This is a genomic window from Methylobacterium sp. 2A, from assembly GCF_009806555.1.
In the GTDB taxonomy this organism is placed as follows: domain Bacteria; phylum Pseudomonadota; class Alphaproteobacteria; order Rhizobiales; family Beijerinckiaceae; genus Methylobacterium.
In genome coordinates this window covers 124,781-148,237 of record NZ_VUOK01000058.1, presented here as the reverse complement: position 1 = coordinate 148,237, position 23,457 = coordinate 124,781, and the positions used below count along the sequence as shown (strand labels likewise).

At 68.9% G+C, this 23,457-nt stretch carries 22 protein-coding genes; 19 read left to right on the top strand and 3 right to left on the bottom strand.

Features of this window, described 5'->3' with window-relative positions:
* Nucleotides 1–27: 27 nt before the first annotated feature.
* From FVE89_RS25630 to FVE89_RS25610, 5 genes are all read left to right on the top strand, one after another.
* Entirely contained in the window at nt 28–2,037 is a 2,010-nt protein-coding gene (locus FVE89_RS25630; protein ID WP_161392973.1) for a cbb3-type cytochrome c oxidase subunit I, read from the top strand.
* Nucleotides 2,034–2,717, top strand: coding sequence for a cytochrome (ubi)quinol oxidase subunit III (locus tag FVE89_RS25625; protein ID WP_161392972.1), 684 nt, complete (start codon nt 2,034–2,036; stop codon nt 2,715–2,717). Before FVE89_RS25630 ends, FVE89_RS25625 begins: the two co-directional genes overlap by 4 nt.
* Nucleotides 2,714–3,166 carry a cytochrome o ubiquinol oxidase subunit IV gene (cyoD, locus tag FVE89_RS25620; RefSeq protein WP_161392971.1) on the top strand — a complete coding sequence of 151 codons (453 nt, stop codon included), beginning with the start codon at nt 2,714–2,716 and terminating at the stop codon, nt 3,164–3,166. Before FVE89_RS25625 ends, cyoD begins: the two co-directional genes overlap by 4 nt.
* 431 nt (nt 3,167–3,597) lie before the next feature.
* Entirely contained in the window at nt 3,598–3,831 is a 234-nt protein-coding gene (locus tag FVE89_RS25615; RefSeq protein WP_161392970.1) for a hypothetical protein, read from the top strand.
* 157 nt (nt 3,832–3,988) lie between these two features.
* Nucleotides 3,989–4,174 carry a hypothetical protein gene (locus tag FVE89_RS25610; protein ID WP_348644734.1) on the top strand — a complete coding sequence of 62 codons (186 nt, stop codon included), beginning with the start codon at nt 3,989–3,991 and terminating at the stop codon, nt 4,172–4,174.
* Nucleotides 4,175–4,181: 7 nt separating this feature from the next.
* Here the strand turns inward: FVE89_RS25610 and FVE89_RS25605 are convergent, their stop codons facing one another.
* The 3 genes from FVE89_RS25605 to FVE89_RS25595 are packed head-to-tail and all read right to left on the bottom strand — an operon-like array spanning nt 4,182 to nt 6,872.
* The gene (locus tag FVE89_RS25605) at nt 4,182–4,697 is read right to left on the bottom strand and encodes an ureidoglycolate lyase (protein WP_161393105.1); all 516 of its coding nucleotides are present in this window, start codon (nt 4,695–4,697) and stop codon (nt 4,182–4,184) included.
* A gap of 2 nt (nt 4,698–4,699) precedes the next feature.
* On the bottom strand, nt 4,700–5,542 hold the full coding sequence (locus FVE89_RS25600) for a bifunctional allantoicase/(S)-ureidoglycine aminohydrolase (protein WP_161392968.1): 843 nt from the start codon (nt 5,540–5,542) through the stop codon (nt 4,700–4,702).
* Between the two features lie 19 nt (nt 5,543–5,561).
* On the bottom strand, nt 5,562–6,872 hold the full coding sequence (locus tag FVE89_RS25595) for a dicarboxylate/amino acid:cation symporter (protein WP_161392967.1): 1,311 nt from the start codon (nt 6,870–6,872) through the stop codon (nt 5,562–5,564).
* Between the two features lie 205 nt (nt 6,873–7,077).
* Between FVE89_RS25595 and FVE89_RS25590 the strand changes: the two genes are divergently transcribed.
* From FVE89_RS25590 to FVE89_RS25525, 14 genes are all read left to right on the top strand, one after another.
* Complete coding sequence (locus FVE89_RS25590) at nt 7,078–7,956, top strand: LysR family transcriptional regulator (protein WP_161392966.1); 879 nt, start codon at nt 7,078–7,080, stop codon at nt 7,954–7,956.
* 446 nt (nt 7,957–8,402) lie between these two features.
* Nucleotides 8,403–10,331 (top strand): methyl-accepting chemotaxis protein, encoded by a 1,929-nt coding sequence (locus FVE89_RS25585; protein WP_161392965.1) that lies wholly within the window; start codon nt 8,403–8,405, stop codon nt 10,329–10,331.
* A gap of 123 nt (nt 10,332–10,454) precedes the next feature.
* Nucleotides 10,455–12,050, top strand: coding sequence for a chemotaxis protein CheW (locus FVE89_RS25580; protein ID WP_161392964.1), 1,596 nt, complete (start codon nt 10,455–10,457; stop codon nt 12,048–12,050).
* 56 nt (nt 12,051–12,106) lie between these two features.
* A complete protein-coding gene (gene cheB, locus FVE89_RS25575) occupies nt 12,107–13,159 on the top strand; it encodes a chemotaxis-specific protein-glutamate methyltransferase CheB (protein ID WP_161392963.1) in 1,053 nt (350 codons plus the stop codon).
* Between the two features lie 19 nt (nt 13,160–13,178).
* Nucleotides 13,179–13,778, top strand: coding sequence for a HEAT repeat domain-containing protein (locus FVE89_RS25570; RefSeq protein WP_161392962.1), 600 nt, complete (start codon nt 13,179–13,181; stop codon nt 13,776–13,778).
* A gap of 12 nt (nt 13,779–13,790) precedes the next feature.
* The gene (locus tag FVE89_RS25565) at nt 13,791–14,654 is read left to right on the top strand and encodes a CheR family methyltransferase (protein WP_161392961.1); all 864 of its coding nucleotides are present in this window, start codon (nt 13,791–13,793) and stop codon (nt 14,652–14,654) included.
* Nucleotide 14,655: 1 nt separating this feature from the next.
* Nucleotides 14,656–15,027, top strand: a complete 372-nt coding sequence (locus FVE89_RS25560) for a response regulator (protein WP_161392960.1) — start codon at nt 14,656–14,658, stop codon at nt 15,025–15,027.
* Complete coding sequence (locus FVE89_RS25555; RefSeq protein ID WP_161392959.1) at nt 15,024–17,609, top strand: chemotaxis protein CheA; 2,586 nt, start codon at nt 15,024–15,026, stop codon at nt 17,607–17,609. Before FVE89_RS25560 ends, FVE89_RS25555 begins: the two co-directional genes overlap by 4 nt.
* Nucleotides 17,609–17,854, top strand: coding sequence for a hypothetical protein (locus FVE89_RS25550; RefSeq protein ID WP_161392958.1), 246 nt, complete (start codon nt 17,609–17,611; stop codon nt 17,852–17,854). Before FVE89_RS25555 ends, FVE89_RS25550 begins: the two co-directional genes overlap by 1 nt.
* On the top strand, nt 17,851–18,615 hold the full coding sequence (locus FVE89_RS25545) for a ParA family protein (protein ID WP_161392957.1): 765 nt from the start codon (nt 17,851–17,853) through the stop codon (nt 18,613–18,615). Before FVE89_RS25550 ends, FVE89_RS25545 begins: the two co-directional genes overlap by 4 nt.
* Before the next feature lie 65 nt (nt 18,616–18,680).
* On the top strand, nt 18,681–19,067 hold the full coding sequence (locus tag FVE89_RS25540; RefSeq protein ID WP_161392956.1) for a response regulator: 387 nt from the start codon (nt 18,681–18,683) through the stop codon (nt 19,065–19,067).
* A 130-nt stretch (nt 19,068–19,197) separates the two neighbouring features.
* Nucleotides 19,198–20,430, top strand: a complete 1,233-nt coding sequence (locus tag FVE89_RS25535) for a methyl-accepting chemotaxis protein (RefSeq protein WP_161392955.1) — start codon at nt 19,198–19,200, stop codon at nt 20,428–20,430.
* 102 nt (nt 20,431–20,532) lie between these two features.
* Complete coding sequence (locus FVE89_RS25530) at nt 20,533–21,246, top strand: HWE histidine kinase domain-containing protein (protein ID WP_161392954.1); 714 nt, start codon at nt 20,533–20,535, stop codon at nt 21,244–21,246.
* A gap of 541 nt (nt 21,247–21,787) precedes the next feature.
* Nucleotides 21,788–23,410, top strand: a complete 1,623-nt coding sequence (locus FVE89_RS25525; RefSeq protein ID WP_161392953.1) for a hypothetical protein — start codon at nt 21,788–21,790, stop codon at nt 23,408–23,410.
* The last annotated feature ends 47 nt before the right edge of the window (nt 23,411–23,457 follow it).

The window sequence follows — 23,457 nt, the reverse complement described above, 5'->3', positions numbered from 1 at the left end:
GGCTCCCGACGGCGAGGACGACGATTCATGCTGGGTAAGCTCACCCTCGAAGCGATCCCGCTCCACCAGCCGATCCCGCTGATCGCGGGGGCGGTGGTGGTCGCCATCGTCCTCGGGGTCATCGCCTGGATCGTGCTCGCCGGGCACCTCCCCTATCTCTGGCGCGAATGGATCACGAGCGTCGATCACAAGCGGGTCGGCGTCATGTACTGCCTGCTCGCGCTGGTGATGCTGATCCGGGGCTTCTCGGACGCGATCCTGATGCGCTCCCAGCACGCCTTCGCCTACAGGGCCGCGGGCTACCTGCCCCCCGAGCACTACGATCAGATCTTCTCCGCCCACGGGGTGATCATGATCTTCTTCGGCGCGATGCCGTTCATGATCGGGCTGATGAACTTCGCGGTGCCGCTCCAGCTCGGCGTGCGCGACGTGGCCTTCCCGACCCTCAATTCCGTGAGCTTCTGGCTCACCGCCTCGGGGGCGCTCCTCGTCAACGCCTCGCTGGTGGTCGGCGAGTTCGCCCGCACCGGCTGGTGGCCGGCCCCGCCGCTCAGCGAGATGACCTACTCGCCCGGCGTCGGCGTCGATTACTACCTCTGGGCGATCCAGATCTCAGGCGTCGGCACGCTGATGACCGGGATCAACTTCGTCACCACCATCCTGAAGATGCGCGCGCCCGGCATGAGCTACCTGCGCATGCCGATGTTCTGCTGGACGGCGCTCGCCGCCAGCCTGCTGATCGTCGCGGCCTTCCCGATCCTCACCGCGACGCTGGCGATGCTGTCGCTCGACCGCTATCTCGGATTCCACTTCTTCACGGATTCCCACGGCGGGAATTCGATGATGTTCATGAACCTGTTCTGGGCCTGGGGACACCCGGAGGTCTACATCCTGGCCCTGCCCGCCTACGGGGTGTTCTCGGAGGTGATCTCGACCTTCTCGGGCAAGCCGCTCTTCGCCTACCGCTCGATGGTGCTGGCGACGATGTCGATCTGCCTGCTCTCGTTCACGGTGTGGCTGCACCACTTCTTCACGATGGGCCCAGGCGGCGACGTGAACGGCGTCTTCGCCATCACCTCGATGATCATCGCGGTGCCGACCGGCGTGAAGATCTTCGACTGGCTGTTCACGATGTACGGGGGCCGGGTCCGGCTCACCAGCGCGATGCTGTGGTCGCTCGGCTTCATGGTGACCTTCGTGGTCGGCGGCGCCACCGGCGTGCTGCTCGCGATTCCGCCCGCCGACTTCGTGCTCCACAACAGCATGTTCCTGGTGGCCCACTTCCACAACGTGATGGTCTCGGCCGTGCTGTTCGCGGCGTTTGCCGGCTACACCTACTGGTTCCCGAAGGCCTTCGGCTTCCGGCTCGACGAATGGTGGGGCAAGGCCGCCTTCTGGTTCGGGATCACCGGCTTCGTCATCGTCTTCGGCGCCTTCTACTGGCTGGGACTGCTCGGCATGACCCGCCGGATGCAGCACTACGACGTGGCCGACTGGCGGCCCTGGATCCTGGTCTCGGCCTTCGGGATCGTGGTGATGATCGCGGGCGTCGCCTGCACGATCATCCAGCTCGTGGTCTCGATCCGCCGTCGGGAAGAGCTGCGCGACGTCACCGGCGATCCCTGGGACGGCCGGTCGCTCGAATGGGCCACCGCCTCGCCGCCGCCGGTCTTCAACTTCGCGGCCCTGCCGGAGGTCCACGGCGAGGAGGCCTACTGGGCGATCAAGAGCCGCGCCCGGGAGCAGCTGCGCCTGCGCGAGGAGCCGGATTACGCGCCGATCGAGATGCCGCTCAACAGCGCGACCGGGTTCATCTGCGCCTTCTTCGCCACGCTGATCGGCTTCGCGATGATCTGGTACATCTGGTGGCTCGCCGCCGCGGGCCTCGTCGGCGCCTTCCTGACCTTCGTGGTCTTCGCCTGGCGCGACACGGTCGAGTACGAGATCCCGGCCTCCGAGGTCGCCAAGGTCAACCGCGCCAACCGCACGACCCGGCTCGAGGCGCTCCAGGGCATCGGGCAGCGGAGGGCGGCATGAGCGCCACCGCATCCCCCGGCTCCGTCACCGCGTTCCGCGGCGATCCCAACCATCTCGGCCACGGCCGGGACGGACGCGGCGAATCCCGCGCCACCGGGCGCGGGACCGGCGGCCCCTCGCCGAAGCGCATCGTCGTCGCCTACGGGTTCTGGATCTTCATCCTCAGCGACATCGTGATGTTCGCGTCGTTCTTCGCGAGCTACGCGGTGCTGCAGGGGGGCGTCTCGGACGGCCCGACGGGTCCGCAGATCTTCGACCTCACCAACACCGCCCTGGAGACGGGGCTGCTGCTCCTGTCGAGCTTCGCCTGCGGCATGGCGAGCCTCGCGCTCGGCGCCCGCCGGATGCTGTATTTCCAGGTCGCGATGGCGGTGACCTTCTGCCTGGGCGCGGGCTTCGTCGCCCTGGAGGTGATGGAATTCGCCGACCTGATCGCCCGGGGCATCGGGCCGTCCCGCAGCGCCTTCCTGTCGAGCTTCTTCACCCTGGTCGGCTGCCACGGTCTGCACGTCACCGTCGGCCTGCTCTGGCTGCTCACCATGATGGCCCAGGTGCTGACCAAGGGGTTCCGGTCCGACATCGTCCGCCGGACCCTGTGCTTCGCCCTGTTCTGGCACGCCCTCGACATCGTCTGGGTCGGGGTCTTCAGCATCGTCTACCTGATGGGGTCGATCACATGAGCCATGCGGATCAGGCCGGGGCGCACGAACTCGACCGGCACCAGACCGACCTCGCCCCGGGCGAGGAATACGGCGAGGAGGATATCGGCAAGGGTATCCGGGGCTATCTGATCGGCCTCGCCCTGGCGGTCCTGCTGACGCTCTGCTCCTTCGCGATCGTCCACACCAAGGTCGTCTGGGCGCCGGCCGTGCCCGTGGCGATCCTCATCTTCGCCATCGCCCAGATGGGCGTGCACCTCGTCTTCTTCCTCCACATCACCACGGGGCCGGACAACACCAACAACGTCATGGCGCTGGCCTTCGGCGTGCTGTTCGTGGTGCTGGTGGTCGGCGGCTCGGTCTGGATCATGAGCAACATGAATGCCAACATGATGCCGGCCATGCCCCATGCAGCCATGCCGAACTCGGCGACGCCCCATCAGCCGATGACCCAGCCGATGCAGCACTGAGATTTGTCCGGAATCAGACGCGCGGGTCTTTCCCTCCCCCTCTGCGCTGACGGAAGCGCGCATCTCTCCTGGAGAGGTGCCGGCCATCCCGTGGCAATGTTCCCGTTTTATCCTTCACGGCCGCGCCTGCTTGCGGCGCCTCGGGAGCGATCCCGAGGCGTGCTTCGGAGGCCTGCCCGCTGGCTGACCGGCTGGGTCCGGGGGCGGGGCGGTGCCCGCCTCGGTGGCTCTCAGCTGCCATCGTCCCGGGGCGGCGGAACCGGTATGGGGCATGTCTCGGATCTGGCGGGAGAAACGACGGGACCGCCCGGCCCGTTATTGATGTCATCAATTTTAGATATCGATACGATCTGTTTGGATCATGTTGCTCTGCAACGTAAATGTCTCCTCGACGCCGGGCCGTGACCCGGCCTTCGAGAGGATTGAGCATCATGACCCTTCGCACCCTTGTTCTCGCCGCCCTCATCGCCGCCCCCGGTGCCGCCCCGATGACCGGTGCGGCGCTCGCCGACGAGGCCCTCACCCTGACGCCGCCGCTGTACCGTGAGCAGGCCCGGACCACGGCCGCCACGCGTCCGGCCTCCGAACTCGTGACGACGCCGCGCCTCGTCCCGGCGGCGTCGGCCGCCAGGCGGGTCGTCGCCGCCGCGTTGCCGAATCGCTAATATCCGGCTCGACGATTGTCGTGAGCGCGCCCCTCCGCTCGCCGCGCATCGTTGCCATGCCCTGCGGGCGGGCGTTCGCCCTGCTCGCAGGGTGTATGGTTAGTCAACGATGGAGGGTGCGAGGGCCTACAGGATCTCGTTCCGGAAGGGGAAGCGGGTGAGCTTCACCAAGCTGTGGCCCTGCGATCTGGAGGCGGCCATCGCCCATGCCAAGGCTCAGCTCCCGGTTCAGCAAGCGCAGAACGGCGCGACCTCGGTGAATGTCGTCTGCGAGCGGACCGGTGCGGTCGTGTTCACCTTCACGGAGGAGCCCGAGACCGCCGACGAGACCGCCAATCCGTAACCGGCCGTCAGATGGTGCCCGGAAGGTGCACCGTCCAGGGCTGCGCGAAGGTGTGTTCCACAAGATTCGCGCCCGGTCCGCCGCGGTCGATCACCACGAAATCCTGCCGCGCTCCGAACGGCGTCAGCACGCCGTGCCACGTGCCGCGCGCGTAGCAGATCCCCTGGAACGGCCGGGTCGTGACGAAGGCCTGCGGCCGGCCGGGTTCGCCCCCCGCGTCCGGACAGACGACGACCAGGAACGGCGCAGGGCTCAACGGGACGAAGGCTTGGGCGCCGAGCGGATGCCGCTCGACGAGGCCGAGGCGCAGGGGCAGCGGATAGGGCTCCGCCTCGACGAGCCCGATCACCGCGCGGGCGCCCTCCCCCGTCACCTCGATCGCCGCGAGATCGTGGAAGCGGCGCGCCATGCCGCCATTCATCGGGCGCGGCGCGACCGCCGTCGTATCGATCACGGATCCGAACGGCGCGAAGGCCGCCTCCGTCAGGGGCTCGGCCGTGATGGATCGGTTCTCGGGCGCCATCCTCATCGCCCCGTCCCGCGCAAAGAAGCCAGGGCGGGATGCCGGTTGACGTCCTTGTAGAGCAGGTAGCGGAAGCGGCGGGGGCCGCCTGCGTAGCAGGCCTGCGGGCAGAAGGCGCGCAGCCACATGAAGTCGCCCGCCTCGACCTCGACCCAGTCGCGGTTGAGCCGGTAGGCGGCCTTGCCCTCCAGCACGAACAGGCCGTGCTCCATCACGTGCGTCTCCTCGAACGGGATCGTCCCGCCCGGCTGCATCGTGACGATGGTGACGTGCATGTCGTGGCGCAGGTCGTCGGACGCGACGAAGCGGGTCGTGGCCCAGGCGCCGTTGGTGCCCGGCATGGCGGCCGGTTCGACCTCCGATTCGTGGGTCACGAAGGCGTCCGGCACGCCGAGGCCCGGCGCGGGCTCGTAGCGCTTGCGGATCCAGTGGAACCGGGCCGGCGCGGCGCCGCCGTTGCGCAGCCGCCAGGAGGCGCCCGGCGGCAGGTAGGCGTAGCTGCCGGGACGCAGCGTGTGGACCTCGCCCGCCAGCTCCAGGCTCGGGCCGCCCGCCACCACGAACAGCACGCCCTCGGCCTGCGCGTCGGGCTCGGGGGACTCGCTGCCGCCGCCGGGGGCGACCTCCATCAGGTACTGGGCGAAGGTCTCGGCGAAGCCCGACAAAGGCCGCGCCAGGATCCAGGCCCGCGTCCCGTGCCAGCCGGGCAGGAAGCTCGTGACGATGTCGCTCATCACACCGTGCGGGATCACCGCGTAGGCCTCGGTGAAGACCGCGCGGCCGGTCATCAGCGTCGTCTGCGCCGGCAGGCCGCCGCAGGGGGGATTGTAGGGCGTCTGGGTCATCGCGATTCTCCGGCGGCGTTCAGGCCGTTTGGGGCGCGGCGGCCGGCCTGTCCAGGATCGCCGCCGTGTCGGTGGTCTGTTCGCCGTTCAGGACGCGGTGGGCCTGCGCCCGGTCGATGTCGCCCTCCCAGGCGGCGACCACGATCGTGGCCACGCAATTGCCGATCAGGTTGCCGAGCGCCCGGGCGATGCCGACGAACCAATCCACCGACAGGACCAGCACCAGACCGATCACCGGGATCTCCGGCACCGCCGACAGGGTCGCGGCCAAGACCACGATGGCGGAGCCCGGCACCCCATGAGCGCCCTTCGAGGTCAGCAGGGCGATGCCGAGGATCAGCATCAGGTGGCCGAAGGCGAGATCCGTGTTGGTCGCCTGGGCGATGAAGACCGTGGCGAGCGTCAGGTAGAGCGAGAAGGCGTCGAGGTTGAACGAGTAGCCGGTCGGGATCACGAGGCCGACCGTCGAATCCTTGATGCCGAGCCGCTCCAGCTTGCGCATCACCTGCGGCAGGACGCAGTCGGAGGAGGCGGTGGCGGCCACGACCGTCAGCTCCTCGCGCAGATAGGCCAGGAGCTTGACGATGCTGAATCCGGCCATCCGCAGGATGCCGCCGAGGACGACGAGCACGAAGAACGCGACGCCTGCGTAGAACAGGACGACCAGCAGGCTGAGCTGCTTCAGCGAGCCGATCCCGTACCGCCCCACCGTGAAGGCGACCGCACCCAGCACGCCGAGGGGCGCGAGCCGCACGATGAAGCCGACGATCTTGAACAGAACCTCGGTGATGCGCTCCAGGCCGTCGGCGAGCGGCTGGCCCCGCTCGCCGAGGAGGGCGAGCCCGGCGCCGAACAGGATCGCGAGGATCAGGACCTGCAGGATGTCGCCCTTGGCGAAGGCATCCACGAAGGTCGTGGGCACGAGGCGCATCAGGAAATCGACCGTGCCGGTGACCTGCCCGACGCGCTCCGTGTAGCCGGCGAGCGCCCTGGCATCCAGGGTGGCGAGATCGATGTTCATCCCGTGGCCGGGGGCGAACAGGTAGGCGAGGACGAGGCCGAGCAGGAGGGCGATCGTCGTCACCGCCTCGAAGTAGATCAGCGCCTTCAGGCCGACGCGGCCGACCTTGCGCAGGTCGCCGGCACCGACGATGCCGTGAACGACGACGCCGAAGACCAGCGGCGCCACCACCATCTTGATGAGCTTGATGAAGGCGTCGCCCAGCGGCTTGAGCGCGACCGCGAAGCCCGGCCAGACCATGCCGACCACGATGCCGAGCACGAGGGCGGCCACGACCTGCCCGAACAGCGACGCGAAGAATCGCCTCATCGCAACCTCCCTGGTGTGCTCGGGCCGGTCCGTCCCCGGGCCGTTCGGCTCCGATGGCGTGGGCGGATGACCGAGGCGTGCCGGCGACGCGCCGGTCGGCCGGTCGGCCGGGCGCCGACGCTGCGCGCCACCATTCCGCCGGTCGATCCAGACGTCAAATATCTGTTTCGTTGGCATCGAGACGGATGGTGTCTAGAAATCGGCGATGGAACTCCGGCACCTGCGCTACTTCCTGGCGGTCGCCAAGCACCTGAGCTTCACTACCGCCGCCGAGAGCCTCGGGGTCGCGCAGCCGCCCCTGAGCCAGCAGATCCGCGACCTTGAGGCGGAGATCGGCACGCCCCTGTTCGCGCGCACGACGCGGCGGGTCGCCCTGACCCCGGCCGGCCTGGACTTCCAGGCGCAGGCGACCGCGATCCTGGAACAGGCCGGCGCGGCGGTCGAGCGGGCGCGCGCCATCGGAGCCGGAGCGGCCGGAATCATCAATGTCGGCCTGACCGGATCGATGCTGGCCGGCCCCCTCGCCAAGGCGATCCGCACCTACGCCCGCACCCATCCGGCGGTCGACCTGCGCATCCACGAGATGGCGCCGGACCGGCAGATCGCCCTGCTCAAAGCCGGGCGGATTGATGTCAGCTTCCTGCGCTGCCCGCCGCCCGACGCCGACCTGATCCGCGAGCGCGCTTGGGCGGAAACCGTGCGCCTCGTGCTGCCGCGGGGCCACGGGTTGACCGACGCGGCGGTCGGCTTGGCGGATCTGGCCGGCGAGCGGTTCGTGTTCCTGCGCCTCGCGGACTCGCTGTTCGCGAAATACCTCTGGGATCGCTGCGTCGAGGTGGGATTCACGCCCAACATCACGCATCAGGCTGTGGAGGCCGCATCCCTGACGAGCCTCGTCGCCGCCGGATTGGGTGTCGCCATCATCCCGGAATTCGTCGCCCGGCTCGCACATGCGGACGTGGTCTACGTGCCGCTTCAGGGGCCGCCGATCCGCGCCGACGTCTACGCCCTGTGGACCCGCGCGAAGCAGCCCCTGATCGAGAATTTCGTTCGTCTCGTACAGGGCGGCGGCGCGGAAGCCTGACGGCGGGAATGCGCAACCGCCCGGTGCGATTCGGCTGATCCGGCCGGGGGCACGGTCCGGACCCTCCGGCGTCGCGCTTCCCCGCCGGCATGGCCCCGCCGGAGGGTATTAACCTAAGCGCCGGTCTCCGTGACCTCGCGGAAAAATTCATCATCTGCGCGATTGAGCCCGCTCGATCATATTGAGCTGACTAACTTTATGAATAGCAGAACTGAGGCGGAATCCATGGGGGAATTGGTTATATTTGAATGTGCTTGTCATTTTTGTTGTACAAAAATGCAATTTGTTTTGAAGTAAATCCGAGTTCAGCTTTGCATCGATCCGAAAGAATCGTCGAACAGTTTATTGATTTGAAACCAGATGCTTCGTATGACCTTGGCCGTGTAAGCGTTCTACGCGGTCGTCGCTGGCGGGCGGCCCTAACCTGAAATGAGCGGAAAGACGTCATGGCTCTCGTGAAAAAAACCGCCCTGCCCGGCCCCCAGACCTCGGTGCGGAAGAGCGAGCAGGCCAGCGTCAGCCAGCTCGGGCGGCTCAACGAGGAGAACCGGCGCCGGGCCCGGACCTTCGCCAAGCAGCAGAAGGCGGCCGAGCGTATCGCCGCCGCCACGACTCAGCTCGCCAGCGGCATCGCCGAGGCGTCCTCGGCGGCCGAGGAGCTGCGCAAGGCGATGGAGCAGATCGCCGCCGGGGCCGAGGAGGCGGCGGGCGCGTCCGAGCAGTCGCAGCGCGCCGTGACCACGGTGTCGGAGGCGATCGGCACGGCCCGCACCGAAGCCGAGATTTCCCGCCAGAAGACGGAGGCGTTGCAGACCCTGATCGCCGGGGTGAGCCAGCAGATCCGGCTCAGCATCGCCTCGATCGCCACCGCGGCCGAGCGTCAGACCGCCTCGGTCACGATGATCGTCGAACTGGAGCGGCAGGCCGCCAATATCGGCGACATCGTCCGCGCCGTCGCCCGGATCGCCGACCAGACCAACCTGCTCGCGCTGAACGCCGCCATCGAGGCGGCCCGCGCCGGCCAGCACGGCAAGGGCTTCGCGGTGGTGGCCGACGAGGTCCGCACCCTGGCGGAGACCTCCGAGAAGAGCGCGCAGGAGATCCAGGCGCTGATCGGCCGGATCCAGGAGGACGTGAAGGTCATCGCCGACGGGATCAACCGTTCGGCCGAGGGCGCCCGCCAGGAGGTCGAGAAGGGCCAGGCGGTCACGGCGCAGCTCGAGAGCGTGCGCGCCGCCATGGTCGAGGTCGCGACCGGCGCCGAGGCCATCGCCACCGTCGCGGTGGATGCCGAAAAGGGCGCCGTCGAGGCGCAGAAGGGGGCCGAGCTGATCGCCGCGGCCGCCGAGGAGCAATCCTCCGCCTGCCAGGAATCGCTCAAGACGATCGAGCAGCAGAGCACGGCGCTCGGCGAGAGCGAGCAGGCCGCCACCGAACTCTCGACGCTGGCCGACGAGCTGAAGAACGCCACCGATATCGGCAAGAGCGCCGAGGAGGTCGCCTCCGCGGCCGAGGAGCTGTCCTCCGCGGTGGAGGAGATCAACCGGGCGGCCGCGCAGATCACCACGGCCCTCGACCAGATCGACCGGGGCGCCCAGCAGCAGACCGCCGCCGCGCAGCAATCGGCGGCCGCCATCGCGCAGATCGAGCGGGGCGCGGGCATCGCCCAGGCCCGGGCCCAGGAGGCCCTGGACAAGGGCAACGCGGTGACCGGCCAGCTCCAGGAGAACCGGGCCGGGGTGGACGCCCTGGTGGCCGGCGTGACCCGGTCGCTCGCGGAGACCGACAGGAGCCGCGAGCAGATCCATGGCCTGGAGCAGGTGAGCCGGAAGATCGACAAGATCGTCGACGCGATCACCACGGTGGCGATCCAGACCAACATGCTGGCGGTGAACGGCTCGATCGAGGCGGCCCGGGCCGGCGAGTTCGGCAAGGGCTTCATGGTGGTGTCCACCGACATCCGGAACCTCGCCCGGGATTCCTCCGAGAATGCCGAGCGGATCAAGGACCTCGTCAAGGCGATCCAGGACCAGATCGTGGTGGTGAGCCGCGACCTGGAGGCGATCTCGGCGGCGGCCTCCAGCGAGGTCGAGAAGAACAAGGCGATCACCCGCGACCTGGAGACGACCGCCGACGACATGGCGGGCGTGCTCGACGGCAACCGGAAGATCCTCCAGGGCTCCGAAATCATCCTGCGCAACATCGAGGAGGCCAAGCGCGGCATCGACCAGATCGCCGCGGCGGCGCAGCAGGGCAGCCAGGCCGTCGCCGAGTCCCAGCAGGCGGCCCGCGAGCAGGCGAAGGGCGCGGAAGAGCTGGCGGCCGCGATCGAGGAGGTCGCCTCGCTCGCCGACGAGCTGCAGAACCAGGAGTAGGGGCGCCGCCCCAGGGTCCGGTTCCAAGCCCGCCCGCCGGCGCCGCCGCGGCGTCGAGGCCTGCCTATGCCGGCCGTCCCTTCAGGGGCGGTCCCTTGAACAAAGCTCTGCCCGGAGCCCGCCATGTCCAACGACGCCCTCGCCTCCATCGCACCGGAAGACCCGTCGGCGGGCGCGCATGTGCGGCAGTTCGTGACCTTCCACGTCGAGCGGGAGACCTACGCGGTGCCGCTCGCCGAGGTGCAGGAGATCATCCGCCTGCCCGAGATGGTCGACGTCCCGCTCGCGCCGCCCGCCCTCGCCGGCCTCGCCAACCTGCGCGGCTCGGTCCTGCCGGTCGCCAGCCTGCGCCGGCTGTTCTCCCTGCCCGACCGGAGCCACGACGACGCGACCCGGGTCGTGGTGATCAACCGGGGGGGCGGCCATGGGGGCGGCCAAGGGGGCGGCCAAGGGGGCGGTCACGAGAGCACGTCCGGCTTCGTGGTCGACCGGATGGCCAGCGTGATCACCGCCGAGGCCGGCGAGATCGAGGGGGCCGACGGGCTGACCGCCAGCGCCGAGGCCGATCTGCTCGCCGGGGTGATCAAGCGGGCGGGCGGCATGGTGATGATCATCGATCTCGGCCGCCTGCTGCAGCGGAGCGGATCGGGGCGCGCCACAGGCGGGCGGTCCGTCGACAATGCGATCGAGTTCGGCTCCGCGACCTCGGAGCGCGGTGCGGTGGAGGGCGCGGCCTCCGACGAGATCCAGCTGGTCTCCTTCGAACTGGCCGGCCAGGAATATGCCCTGCCGATCGAGCACGTTCAGGAGATCGTGCAGGTGCCGGAGGTCGTCAGCGAATTGCCGAACGCCGAGGCGCACGTGATCGGCGTGATCAACCTGCGCGACCGGCTGCTGCCGCTCGTGAGCCTGCGCACCCTGTTCGGCCTGCCGGCGGCGCCGCTCGGCGAGCAGAACCGGATCGTCGTCGTGTCCCTGGGGACCGAGGCGGCGGCGGTGGGCATCGTCACCGACACCGTGAAGGAGGTTCTGCGGGTGGCCCGCGCCGTGGTCGATCCGCTGCCGGACCTGCTGGCGAATGGCGGCTCGCTCCGCGAGGTCGAATCGATCTGCCGGCTCAACGGCGGCAAGCGGCTCGTCTCGATCCTGTCGGCCGGCCGGCTGTTCGCCAACACCCAATTGTCCGGCCCATCGTCCGGCGACTTGGCCGTCGAGGAGAGGATCATGCAGGAGACGCGCGGCGGGACCGAGGTGACACGGGCCGACGAGGAGGAGCAGTTCGTCGTCTTCCGCCTCGCCGACGAGGAATACGGCGTGCCGATCGAGGCGGTGCACGAGATCGTCCGCGTGCCCGAGCAGCTGACCCACGTGCCGCGGACCCCCGCCTTCATCGAAGGCGTGGTCAACCTGCGCGGGGCGGTGCTCCCGGTGGTCGATCAGCGGCGCCGCTTCCAGCTCCCGGATGCCGAGCGCAATGACCGCCAGCGGATCATGGTGTTCGCGATCGCCGGGGTGCGCACCGGCTTCATCGTTGATTCGGTCTCGGAGGTTCTGAAGATCCCGCGCTCGGCCATCGTGCCGGCGCCGGACCTCGCGCAGGACGACGACAACGCCGTCGAGCGGATCGCCAACCTCGCCGACGCCAAGCGCATCATCCTGATGGTGAACGTCGACCGGCTGCTGAGCCGGCACGAGGTCGCCGACCTGCAGGCGGCCTGAGACCGCCCCCGCCTGGCCCGCAGAGACCGTATCGCTGACCCGTCTTTCGCATCCCGATGCCCAAGCTCCTGATCGTCGACGACTCTGCCCTGATGCGCAAACACCTGCGCCTGATCTTCGAGGAGACCGGCCAGTTCGAGGTCCAGACCGCCCGCAACGGGCGCGACGCCCTCGATCAACTCGGCCGCTTCGAGCCCGACGTGATCACCCTCGACATCAACATGCCGGAGATGGACGGGCTCACCTGCCTGGGCGAGATCATGACCGTGAACCCGCGCCCCGTGGTGATGATCTCCTCGCTGACCAGCGAGAGCGCGGCCGTGACCCTCGAGGCGATGCAGCTCGGGGCCGTGGACTACGTGGAGAAGCCCGGCGGCACGGTCTCGCTCAACATCGCCGAGGCCCGCGACGAGATGGTCCAGAAGGTCCGCGCCGCGGTCGGAGCCAAGCCGCGGCGCGCCCGCGGCCTGGTCAACCGGGTCCGGCGCGGGCACAGCGAGATCGTGAGCCGGAAGGCCCCCAAGCCGGCGACCCGGGTCGAGGGCTGCGTCCTGATCGGGGTCTCGACCGGGGGGCCGCGCACCCTGGAGGAGATCCTGCCGGAGCTGCCCGGCACCCTACCCTGGCCGGTGGTGATCGCCCAGCACATGCCCGGCCCGTTCACCGGCCCCTTCGCGCAGCGCCTCGACCGGATCTGCGAGCTGAAGATCGTCGAGGTCGCCGGCCCGATGCCGCTGGCGACGGGGCACGTCTATATCGGCCGGGGCGACACCGACGTGGTGATCGAGCGCAAGCTCGGCCGGCTCGCGGTCAATTCGGTGCCGAGCGACCCGTCCCTGCGCTGGCATCCGAGCGTCGACCGCCTCGTGCGCAGCGCCCGGGACCACATGCCCGCCGAGGCCCTGATCGGCATCGAGCTCACCGGCATGGGCGATGACGGGGCCGCCGCCATGGCGGCGCTCAAGGAAGCGGGCGGACGCACCATCGCGGAGGCGGAATCCAGCGCCGTCGTCTTCGGCATGCCGGCCGAACTGATCCGGCTCGGCGGCGCGACCCTGACGCTGCCGGCCCGCTCCATCCCCGGCCAGCTCGTCGGCTGGCTGTCCTGAGATCGTCGCCGAGATCGCCATGGCCCTCGTCCGCAAGCATCCCGCCGCTCCCGCACCGGCCCCGGCCGCCGGGGATCCGCGCGCGGCCCTGGAGGGCGCGACGGCCGCCGAGCGCCGGGAGGCGGCCCACCTGTTGGCGGGCGATCCCGGCGCGGTCGACCCGCTGGCCGACCGGCTCGACCGGGAGGCGGACAAGAGCGTCCGCGAGGCGATCCTCCTCGCGCTCGGCCGCATCGGCACCGAGGCGGCGGCCGAACGCCTGTTCGATCTCCTCGGCTCCGAAGATGTCTGGCTGCGCAACGCCGCCATCGAGACCCTGTCGGAGATGGATGCGGCGGTGATCGGCGCCCTCGACCGGGCGCTCTCCGACCCCGACAGCGACCGGCGCATCTTCGCGGTCAACATCCTGGTCTCGCTGCGCCACCCGACGGCCGCGGACTACGCCCGCCGGGCCCTGGCCGAGGATGACCATGTGAACGTCGTCGCAGCGGCCATCGACGTCCTCGCCGAGATCGGTACCCCCGACATGATCCCGGAGATCGAGGCCGCGGCGGCGCGCTTCCCCGACGCGCCGTTCCTGACCTACGCGGCCCGCGCCGCGAGCCGCCGCATCGCCTGATCGGCGGCCCGGATGACCGCACCCTTCAACCCGCCGACGCCGGTCATCGCCGACAGCGACTTCGTGCGCTTCCGCGACTTCTTCTATCGCAAGACCGGCATCATGTTCGCCGACAACAAGCGCTACTTCGTCGACAAGCGCCTGCAGGAGCGGATGCAGGCCACCGGCCAGATCCAGTTCCGCGACTACTTCAACACGATCCGGTTCCAGGCGAGCGGCGAGGAGTTCCAGACGCTCGTCAACCTGATGACCGTCAACGAGACGTATTTCTACCGGGAGGAGTACCAGTTCCGCTGCCTCGTGCAGTCGATCCTGCCCGAGGTCACCCGCCGCAAGCGGCCCGGCGAGCCGGTGCGGATCTGGTCCGTGCCCTGCTCCACCGGCGAGGAGCCCTACTCGATCGCCTTCCAGCTCCTCGACACCTGGGCGGAGGTCGACCGCTACGACATCGAGATCGTCGCTACCGACATCGACACCACGGTGCTCGAACAGGCCAAGCGCGGGCTCTACGGCGACCGCGCGGTCCAGCACGTGCCCAAGGCGACGCTCGAGCGCTACACGCGGCGGGTGCGCGGCGCCTACGAGGTCATCCCCGACATCCGCGAGTCGATCGCCTTCGCGCGGGTCAACCTCTCCGACCCGCTCTCGACCCGGCAGTTCCGCGACTTCGACGTCGTGTTCTGCCGCAACCTGCTGATCTACTTCGACGACGCCTCCCGCCGGGACGCCGCCCAGACGATCTACGAGGCCCTGAGACCCGGCGGCTTCGTCTGCCTCGGGCACTCGGAATCGATGAGCCGGATCTCCTCGCTGTTCGATCTGCGCAAGTTCGCCGAGGCGATCGTCTACCAGAAACCCCTGAGCGCGGAGGCCTAGGATGGCCCGTATCCTCGTGGTCGACGATGCCACCACCGTGCGGATGTACTACCGCGACGTGCTGGAGGAGGCCGGCTTCGCGGTCGAGGAGGCCGTGAACGGGTTCGAGGGACTGGAGAAGGCCGTGGCCGAGAGCTTCGACCTCATTCTCGTCGACGTGAACATGCCCAAAATGGACGGCTACACCTTCCTGCGGCAGGGCCGGACCATGCCCGAGCTGCAGGCCGTGCCGGCCGTGATGATCTCCACGGAGAGCGCCGCGCAGGACCGCGAGCGCGCCTACGCGGCGGGCGCCAATCTCTACCTCGTCAAGCCCGTTCGCCCGGAGGTGCTGACCGAGGTCGCCACCGTGATGGCTGGAGTCGCGCCGTGACCAACGCCCTGCTCGCCCAGTTCATCCCGGAGGCGCGCGAACTGCTCGAGCGCGCCGGAAGCGGCATGCTGGCCCTGGAGAAGTCCCAGAGCGCCGAGGCGCTCGACGAGATCTTCCGGGCGGTCCATACCCTCAAGGGTACGTCCGGCCTGTTCGACATCGCGCCGCTGACCCATCTGGTGCACGCGGCCGAGGATCTGCTGGTGGAGGTCCGGGACGGCAAGCTCGCCCTGGAGCCCGAGATCGTGGACGGGCTCCTCGACAGCCTGGATCTCGTCGGCCACTGGATCGACGTGCTGGAGACCCGCGAGGTCCTGCCCGGCGACGCCGAGGACGCGATGGCGGGCCGGGTCGCGGCCCTGCGCGGCTGGCTTCAGGCCGGCGGCCCGGCGGCTGCAGCGAGCACGGCGGAGAGCCAGCCGGCGCCGGATTGGCTCGGCGCCCTGCCCGAGGCCGAGCGTCAGGCCGCCTACGCGGCGGGGCCGCCCCTCGTGGCCTGGAGCTACGAGCCCGACGAGAGCTGCTTCTTCCGCGGCGACGACCCGGCGCATCTCGTGGCGCAGGCGCCCGGGCTCCTCGGCCTGCGCGTGCTGCCCCAGGCGAGTGTGCCTCCGCTCGAAACCTGCGACCCGGTGCTGAGCTGGCTGCGCTTCGAGGTTCTCTGCGCCGCCCCTGTCGAGGCGGTGACCGAACACCTGCGCTACGTCAGCGATCAGGTGCAGCTGAGCCCGATCACCCCCGGGGATCTGATCGTTCTGGAGGGACCGGAGGACGCGGCCGAGGTGTTCGGCGATTTCGGCACCCGGGCCCGGGCGCTGGTGGCGGCGGGGGCGCGGGCCGAGCTCAAGGCCGCCGCTTCGGCGCTGCTGGGGATCATCGGCCCGGCGACCCGGCAGGCCGCCGCCCTGCGCTGGATCGCGGCTTTGGCCGCGACGGCCGCCGCCGACGCGCTGCTCCGTCTCGTCTGCGCCATCGATGGCGCGCCCCCCGGCGCGGCGCCGACGGTCCCCCCCGTGACGGCCGCCGCTGCCCCGGTTGCGGCTCCGGTCTCCACCGGCGCGGAAGCGCCCCTGCGTCAGCGCGCGGAGGCGATCCTGGCGGCCCAGGCCGAAATGCTGGCCGTGCCGGTCGAGGCGGCGCAGAGCGCGGGCCGGCTCGAATCCGTGCGGACGGTGGTGCGGCGCTGCCTCCGGTACCTCGCCCCGACCCGAGCGGAGGCGCTGAACGCCGCCCTGGCCCGGTCCGGCGACGCGGCCGCGCTCGTCGCCGCGCTCCGGCAGGCGGAAAACCCTGCCCCGGCCGCCGCAACGGCGCCGGTCCCGAAGGCTGCCCAGAAGCCGGCCGCGCCCGCGGCTCCGCTGCCGTCCGCCCCGGCCGCGGAGGCTTCGGAGAGTGGCGCGGGCGCGGGCCCGGCGCGGATGCTGCGGGTCGATCAGGCCAAGGTCGACACCCTGATGAATTTCGCGGCCGAGCTGGTGGTCGCCAAGAACGGCCTCGCCTACCTCGCCGGCCGGGTCGAGCAGGTCAGCGGCTCGCGCCAGCTCGGCCGGGAGATCAAGGAGCAGTACGCGGTCATCGACCGGATCGCCCAGAGCCTGCAGGTCGGCGTCATGGCGATCCGCATGATGCCGGTGAGCCAGGTTTTTCAGCGCTTCCCCCGGCTGGTGCGCGACACCACGCGCAAGCTCGGCAAGGAGGTCGAGCTGGTGATCCAGGGCGAGGACACCGAGGCCGACAAGAACGTGCTGGAGAGCCTCGCCGACCCGCTGATCCACATGGTCCGCAACGCCCTCGACCACGGGATCGAGACGCCGGCTGAACGCGTGGCCGCCGGCAAGCCGGCCCGGGGGACCTTGCGCCTCTCGGCCCGCCAGGAAAACGACAACGTCATCATCGAGGTGGCCGACGACGGGAAGGGCATCGATCCGGAGGTGGTGCGGGACAAGGCCCTGCGCGTCGGCCTGATCACCCCGGAGCAGGCGGCCCAGATGGCACCTGAGGAATTCGTCAACCTCGTCTTCGCGCCCGGCTTCTCGACCAAGGAGCAGGTCTCGGACCTCTCGGGCCGGGGCGTCGGCATGGATGTGGTGCGCAACGCCGTGCGCAAGGCCGGCGGCGACGTCTGGCTCGCGAGCCGGCTCGGCCAGGGCAGCTGCGTGACCGTGCAGCTCCCGCTGACCATGGCGGTGACCCGCATCGTCACCGTGGAAGCCCGGGGCCAGCAATACGGCGTCGCCATGGATACGGTCGCCGAGACCGTGAGGGTGCCGAGGGGCCAGATCCACCGGATCAAGCAGCGCGAGACCTTCGTGCTGCGCGACGCGGTGATCCCGCTGGTACGCCTCGCCGACAGCCTCGGGCTGGGGGCCGCTCCGGGCGAGCCGCCCGAGGAGGAGGCCGTGATGGTCGCCCGGATCGGGCGCGAGCGGGTCGGCATCGTGGTCGACGGGTTCCGCGAGCGCATGGAGGTCATCGTGCGGCCCCTCGACGGGCTGCTCGCCGGCCTCGTGGGCTTCTCCGGCACGGCGCTGCTCGGCGACGGCCGTGTGCTCCTGGTCCTCAACCTTCCGGATCTGATCTGATGGCCCTCGAACAAGACGGCGCGACCATCCGGCTCACGGGGCACTGCCCGGTCGAGGAGGCCGAGCCCCTGCTCGACGCCCTGCGGGCGGCCCCGGACGCCACGGTCGATCTCACCGGCGCCGCGTGGCTCCACACCGCCGTGCTGCAGGTGCTGATGGTGGCCGCCCCTGCCCTGCGCGGCCGCCCGGACGGTTTGGTGCCGGCCGCCTGCCTCGCCGGACTTCCGATTGCGGAGGCCGGATGAGCGCGCGGATCCTCGCCGTCGCCAACCGGAAGGGCGGCACCGCCAAGACCACCACGGTGGTGAACCTCGCCGCCGCCCTCGCGGATCGCGGCCAGCGGGTGCTGCTCGTCGACCTCGACACGCAGGGTCATACCGGCCTGGGCTTCGGGGTGCGGGGGGCGCCGGGCGAGCCGACGGTGCACGATCTCTATCGCGGCGCCGGGGTGACGGATCTCGGCCGCGCCATCCGCGGCACGAACGTGCCCCGGATCGACATCCTGCCGGCCGACCGCGGCTTCTCGGGTCCGGACGGTGCGGTCGCGCCGCTCGGGCTCGCGACGGCGCTGAAGCCCCTGGCGGCCTCCTACGCGATTACCCTGATCGACACCGCGCCGACCGCCGACGCCCTGCTGATCAATGCCTTGGCGAGCGCCCACCACGTCCTCGTCCCCACCCAGCTCCATCACCTCGCGGTCGATGGCGTCGGGCAGTTCGCCCGCTCGTATTTCCACGTCGCCACGAGCCTCAACCCGGAGCTGCGCGGCCTCTCGATCATGCCGGTCCAGGTCGATCTGCGGATCACGATGCAGCGCGAGGCGCTGCATCGGCTCGAGGCCCGGTTCGGGCGCGACCGCCTGCTGCCCGGTATTCGCTCGGACATTGCACTCGCGGAGGCCTTCGGCCGCGAAATGCCCCTCAAATACTTTAAGGCGCGGTCACGTGCTGTTCAGGATTTCGAGGCGCTATGCAGTCACGTCATGGAAAAAGTCTTTGCGATCTGAAAAGACCCATTGCTGGCAAACTTGTAACGAATGTAAAGTGCGTCGTCTTAGTGAAAGGTAGGTCGATGCACAAAGTATTACTTGTCGATGACTCGCCAACGATTTTGGCGAGCATGTCGGGAATTCTCGGAGGTGCGGGATATAGGACGGTGAAAGCCGCCAATGCAGAAGATGCTCTTGCGCAGATACGGGCCGGGCTCAACCCGGCTTTGGTCATCACGGACTATCACATGCCCGGCATGCACGGGGTTCAGCTGATCCAGGAACTGCGCAAGCTCACGCAGACCCGTTTCACGCCGATGCTCGTCCTGACGACCGAGTCCCAGCAGGAAAAGCGGGACGAGGCGCGCAAGGCGGGTGCCACCGGTTGGCTGGTGAAGCCGGTTCAGGCCGACAAGCTTCTGCAGGTGGTGAAGCAGGTGGCCCCGTCGCTCCAGGCCATCGCCGCCTGATCCCTGCGGCGACCCCTGCCGAAATCCGTACGCGGGCTTCGGCCCTCAACCCGTAACAGATCGCCGACCACGCTGGAGCGCTTGACCCCCCTTGATGCAAACCGCGGCCCCAGCCATTCCGAAAATCGAGATGAAGACGCTTCTGATCAGCGGCAGCGCCGGCTGTATCGTCGGGGTTCTACCGCTCATCCTCGGCGCGGCGCAGCCGGCTCATCTCGTGATCGCGGCGGCGTCGGCCGTCTGCGGCGGATTGGTGGCGCGCGCGATGCACCGTCCCGACCGTCCGGTCCCGGCCATGGGGGCGGCCCTGGCCCGGCCCATGGCTGCCGATGCCGCTGCCGATGTCGCGCCCCGGACAGCGCCGCCGGCTTCCGCAAGCCCGCCGGCCGAGGTGGCGCGCGTCGCGGCGCAGGATCTGGCCGACCTCGCCCCCTTCTTCTCCGTCACGCGCGAGCAGTTGCGCAGCATCGTCGGGCAGACCGAAGGTGCGGCCGACGCCATCATGGCGTCCCTGAACGCCCTCAACGCGGCGCAGATCCGAAGCGCCGGCTGCATCAACGACACGCGGGAGCGGATCGTCGGCGTCGCGGAGCAGAGCGACGCCGCCCTGCACGCCCTGGCACGGTCCCTCGGAACCTATCTCGACGGACGCCTCCGGGAGACCCAGGCGGAGCGCAGCGCGGTCGATGCCGCGGCGGCGCAGATGCGCGGCCTCGATACCCTGATCGTCTCCCTGGAGAAGGTCGGCGCCTCGACCCGGATGCTCGCTCTGAACGCCAATATCGAGGCCAGCCGCGCCGGCATCCACGGGGCCGGGTTCAAGGTCATCGCCCGGGAACTCCAGGACCTCGCCCAGGCGTCGCAGACCGCCATGGCGGAAGCCCGGGTCCAGGTCTCGAACGTGCAGCAGACGATCGGCCAAGTGCTCACCGTCGAGCATGACGCCGAGGGGACGCGTGGCGAGCAGCATCGCCTCCAGGCCCTGATGACGGAACTCGACACCATCGCCCAGACGACGACGCAGGTGCTGCTCGGGATGGTCCGGACCGACCTGACCGAGGTCGCGTCCCTGACCGGCGCGGTCGGCAACGAGGTGCTGTCGGTTTTCGGGCAGATTCAGTTTCAGGACGTGGTTCGCCAGCAGATCGAGGCGATCGACGAGGCGAATGCGATGCTGGAGCATTGCCTCGACGGGCTGCGGCAGAGCCTGAGCGGGAACGAGCCCGAGGCGCGGGTCCGACCCGCCGCCATCCTGGAGACGGCGCGGTCGCGCTACGTCACGCAGATCCAGCGCACCATCGACGCGCAGGCCCTCGGCCAAGCGACCGCACAGGCGGATACGCCGGACATCGAGCTGTTCTGAGATTGCCCGGGCACCGCATCGAGCCGCCCGTTTTCACGCCCGTATGAACCGCACGCGCCTGCGCGGACTTGCGCAGATATCCGAGACCCACGGAGGCGCGACATGACTGAGCCTGGGGACTTGGCGGATCAGCTCGCCGCCCTGCGCGCCGACAATGCCCGCCTGCGCCGCCTGCTCGACGAAGCCGGCATGCCCGACAGCCTGCGGCACGGGCTGCGCAACACGATGACGATGCTGCGCAGCATCATGCACCGGTCGGCCGAGAGCGCCGCGGATGTCGAGACCTACGTGACCCATCTGGACGGGCGCCTGAGCGCTCTGCTGCGGGTCCAATCCACCACGGACGCGCTCGGCGAGGCCGATCTGCACTCCCTGATCTCGGATGAGCTCATGGTTCATCTCGTGCGCGAGGGCGAGCAGGCGATGATCGCGGGGCCGCGCCTACGGCTTCGACCGAAGCCCGCCTTGAATCTGGCGCTGGCACTGCACGAACTGACGAGCAACGGGATCGAACACGGCGCCCTGGCCCTGCCGCAGGGCCGGGTGGCGGTGCGCTGGCAGATCGAGGCGGGCGGGTCCGGGCCGATCCTCGCGATGACCTGGACCGAGACGGGCGGAGCGGGCGTTGCGGAGCCCGCGCGCCGCGGCTTCGGCATGACCCTTCTGGAAGAGATGCTGGTCTACGAGCTCGACGCGCGCGCGACCCTCGCCTGCGGCCCGGACGGCCTGCATTACAGCCTTCAGATCCCGTTCACGCCCGAGATCGGACGTCTGGTCGGGACGGAGACGGCGCAGGAGGGCGAGGGCGGAAGCTAGCAGATGGGCGGTCGCCTGCATGGGCGCGGCGGGCGATTCATGGACCGCACGGGGTTTCGACCGTCCCGGGGCATGACGGGCTTGTCCGAGGCTGTCGAAAGCCGGTGAGACCGGATATGGGCCGGCATGCTGTCCGCCGGAGCCGACATGCCCTGACCGGCTGGCGATCTCGTGACAGGCTCTCGCCTCCAAGAGCGCCGGGCGCCGAAGGGGATGCCGGTTCGGCGCAGGAGAGCGCGTTGAAACAAAGGCTTAGAGCCGCGCTCGATAGCAACGCGATCGGGCACTGCTCTAATGCGGGGGTTTTATCCGTAACGGCTGCGGATATGATTGACCAACAGCCCAAGATCGAGCAAGAGGCTGCTGGATATATCAGCTTATCCGCACCATTCCATTGGGGCGTGCCAGCGGCCGTGTTCCACTACAACGGGTCTGCGCCGCATATTCAGATCCCGGAGTCCGGCTTCGAAGAGGTGTGGGTCTTCGCTTGGGACGCGCCGCAACAGGTGAGGGTATGCAGCCTCTTGAGAAGGAGCCGCCGATGAGGATCGCAGCACAGGGGTTCGGACGACCGAACCTGCTGACGTGGCCGATCGACCGGGTTCAGGATCGAAAGATCAGGCTTTTTACGGCGGCAAACGGATCTCTCTTCATCCTCATGGCGGCCGTTGCAATCTGGGCGGCTTGGCATCGCGGACCCTGGCTCGACGAATTCTGGACGCTCTGGCTCTCGCGGCACGATGTGCCGCTGGCGGACGCTGTCAGAGAGCGCTGGTTGATCGATGTCCATCCACCCTTCTTCACAGGTCTGAACTGGCTCGTCCAAACATGGGCCGGCGATTCGATATTCAGCCGTCGACTTATGAACTTCATCCCTCTGCTCGCCAGCCTCCTGTTCGCAGCGGCCCTGTGCAAGCGATACCCGAACACCAGAAATTTTATCATTGTCTGTGTATTTATGATCGCGACATCTCCCGTATTCTCATACAATATGACGGAGATCAGATCCTACTTCACGCAAATATGCTGCATGACGAGTTTGATCGTCTGCCTCTATGTGATGCTGACGTTGGACGGAGCGGCGCGTATCCGGGATCACCGCTTCCTCGCGGCCTCGCTCTTCTTCCTGGTCCTGCTGGCTCTCAATATTCACTACGTGACCACCGTCGTGGCCACCAGCATCGTCGCGACCTCCGGCCTGTGCATGCTCGTCCGGCGGCAAAGGAACTGGTTCTTTCTTCTGCTGTCGGCCGGCATCGTCGCGTCCGTGCCGCTGATGGCTTGGTTCATCACGCAGACCGCCTTCCTGGATCAGATTTCCGGAACCTTCTGGTTCCATGTGACCTCCCCGGTCGCCGTCAAGATTCTGCTCGCCCAGATCGCCAAAAGCTTTGGCTTCAACCTGGCGGTTCTAATCGCGCTCGGAATCCTCGTCTCCAACCTTCTGCAGGGCCGCAGGGATGGGGGGGGAACCGTCGATCACCTGCGGTCTGAGATCGATCCCCCGGGGGCGGGGCCGGGCCATGCCCTGTTCATCATCGCCATGAGTGCGGGCCTGGCCTGTGCGGCCGTGTTGCTGCTAGCCGTGAATATCAAGCATCCAAACTTGTTCGTTGCCCGGTACCTGTCCGCGATCGCCCTGACGACAATCGCCGTCGTCGCCGCGCTGATCGTAAACGTCGTCCGGCAACGGCGACGTCTGTTCGGTCTGCTGCTGCTTAACGGAGCGGTGATATACGGCGTCGTCGTGATTTCGCACGCCTTGGACCGCGGCTGGGACGGCGCGGCCTCTGCCATCCTGGCTCAGAAGACCCACTGTGCGTCGTCGCAGATCTTTGCGACGGAGTACCCGGCCACCTACGTGGTTCCCAATCAGGATCAGGTCATCGACTGGGCCTACCAGATCGAAGCGGCCCGTTATGGCTTCCCGGTTCACGTCCTGGCATCGCACGCGCACCTGGACCTGTCGGACGGTGGACGCTGCCCGGCCATGCTGTGGATCGACCATATCGATTGGAGCGAATTGCCCCAACCCGTCACATTGGATGCCATCACCAAAAGATTGTCGATCGCCCTGCCGCCCGGATTCCTGGACTCGGCGCGTATGATGCTGACGGGTTCCGGAATCGTCATCCTGGGAGGACCTCCGGCCCCGGCGCGGTGAGCCATTCCAAGGGCGTCAAACACGGCCTGAGGCTTCAGGACGGTCCC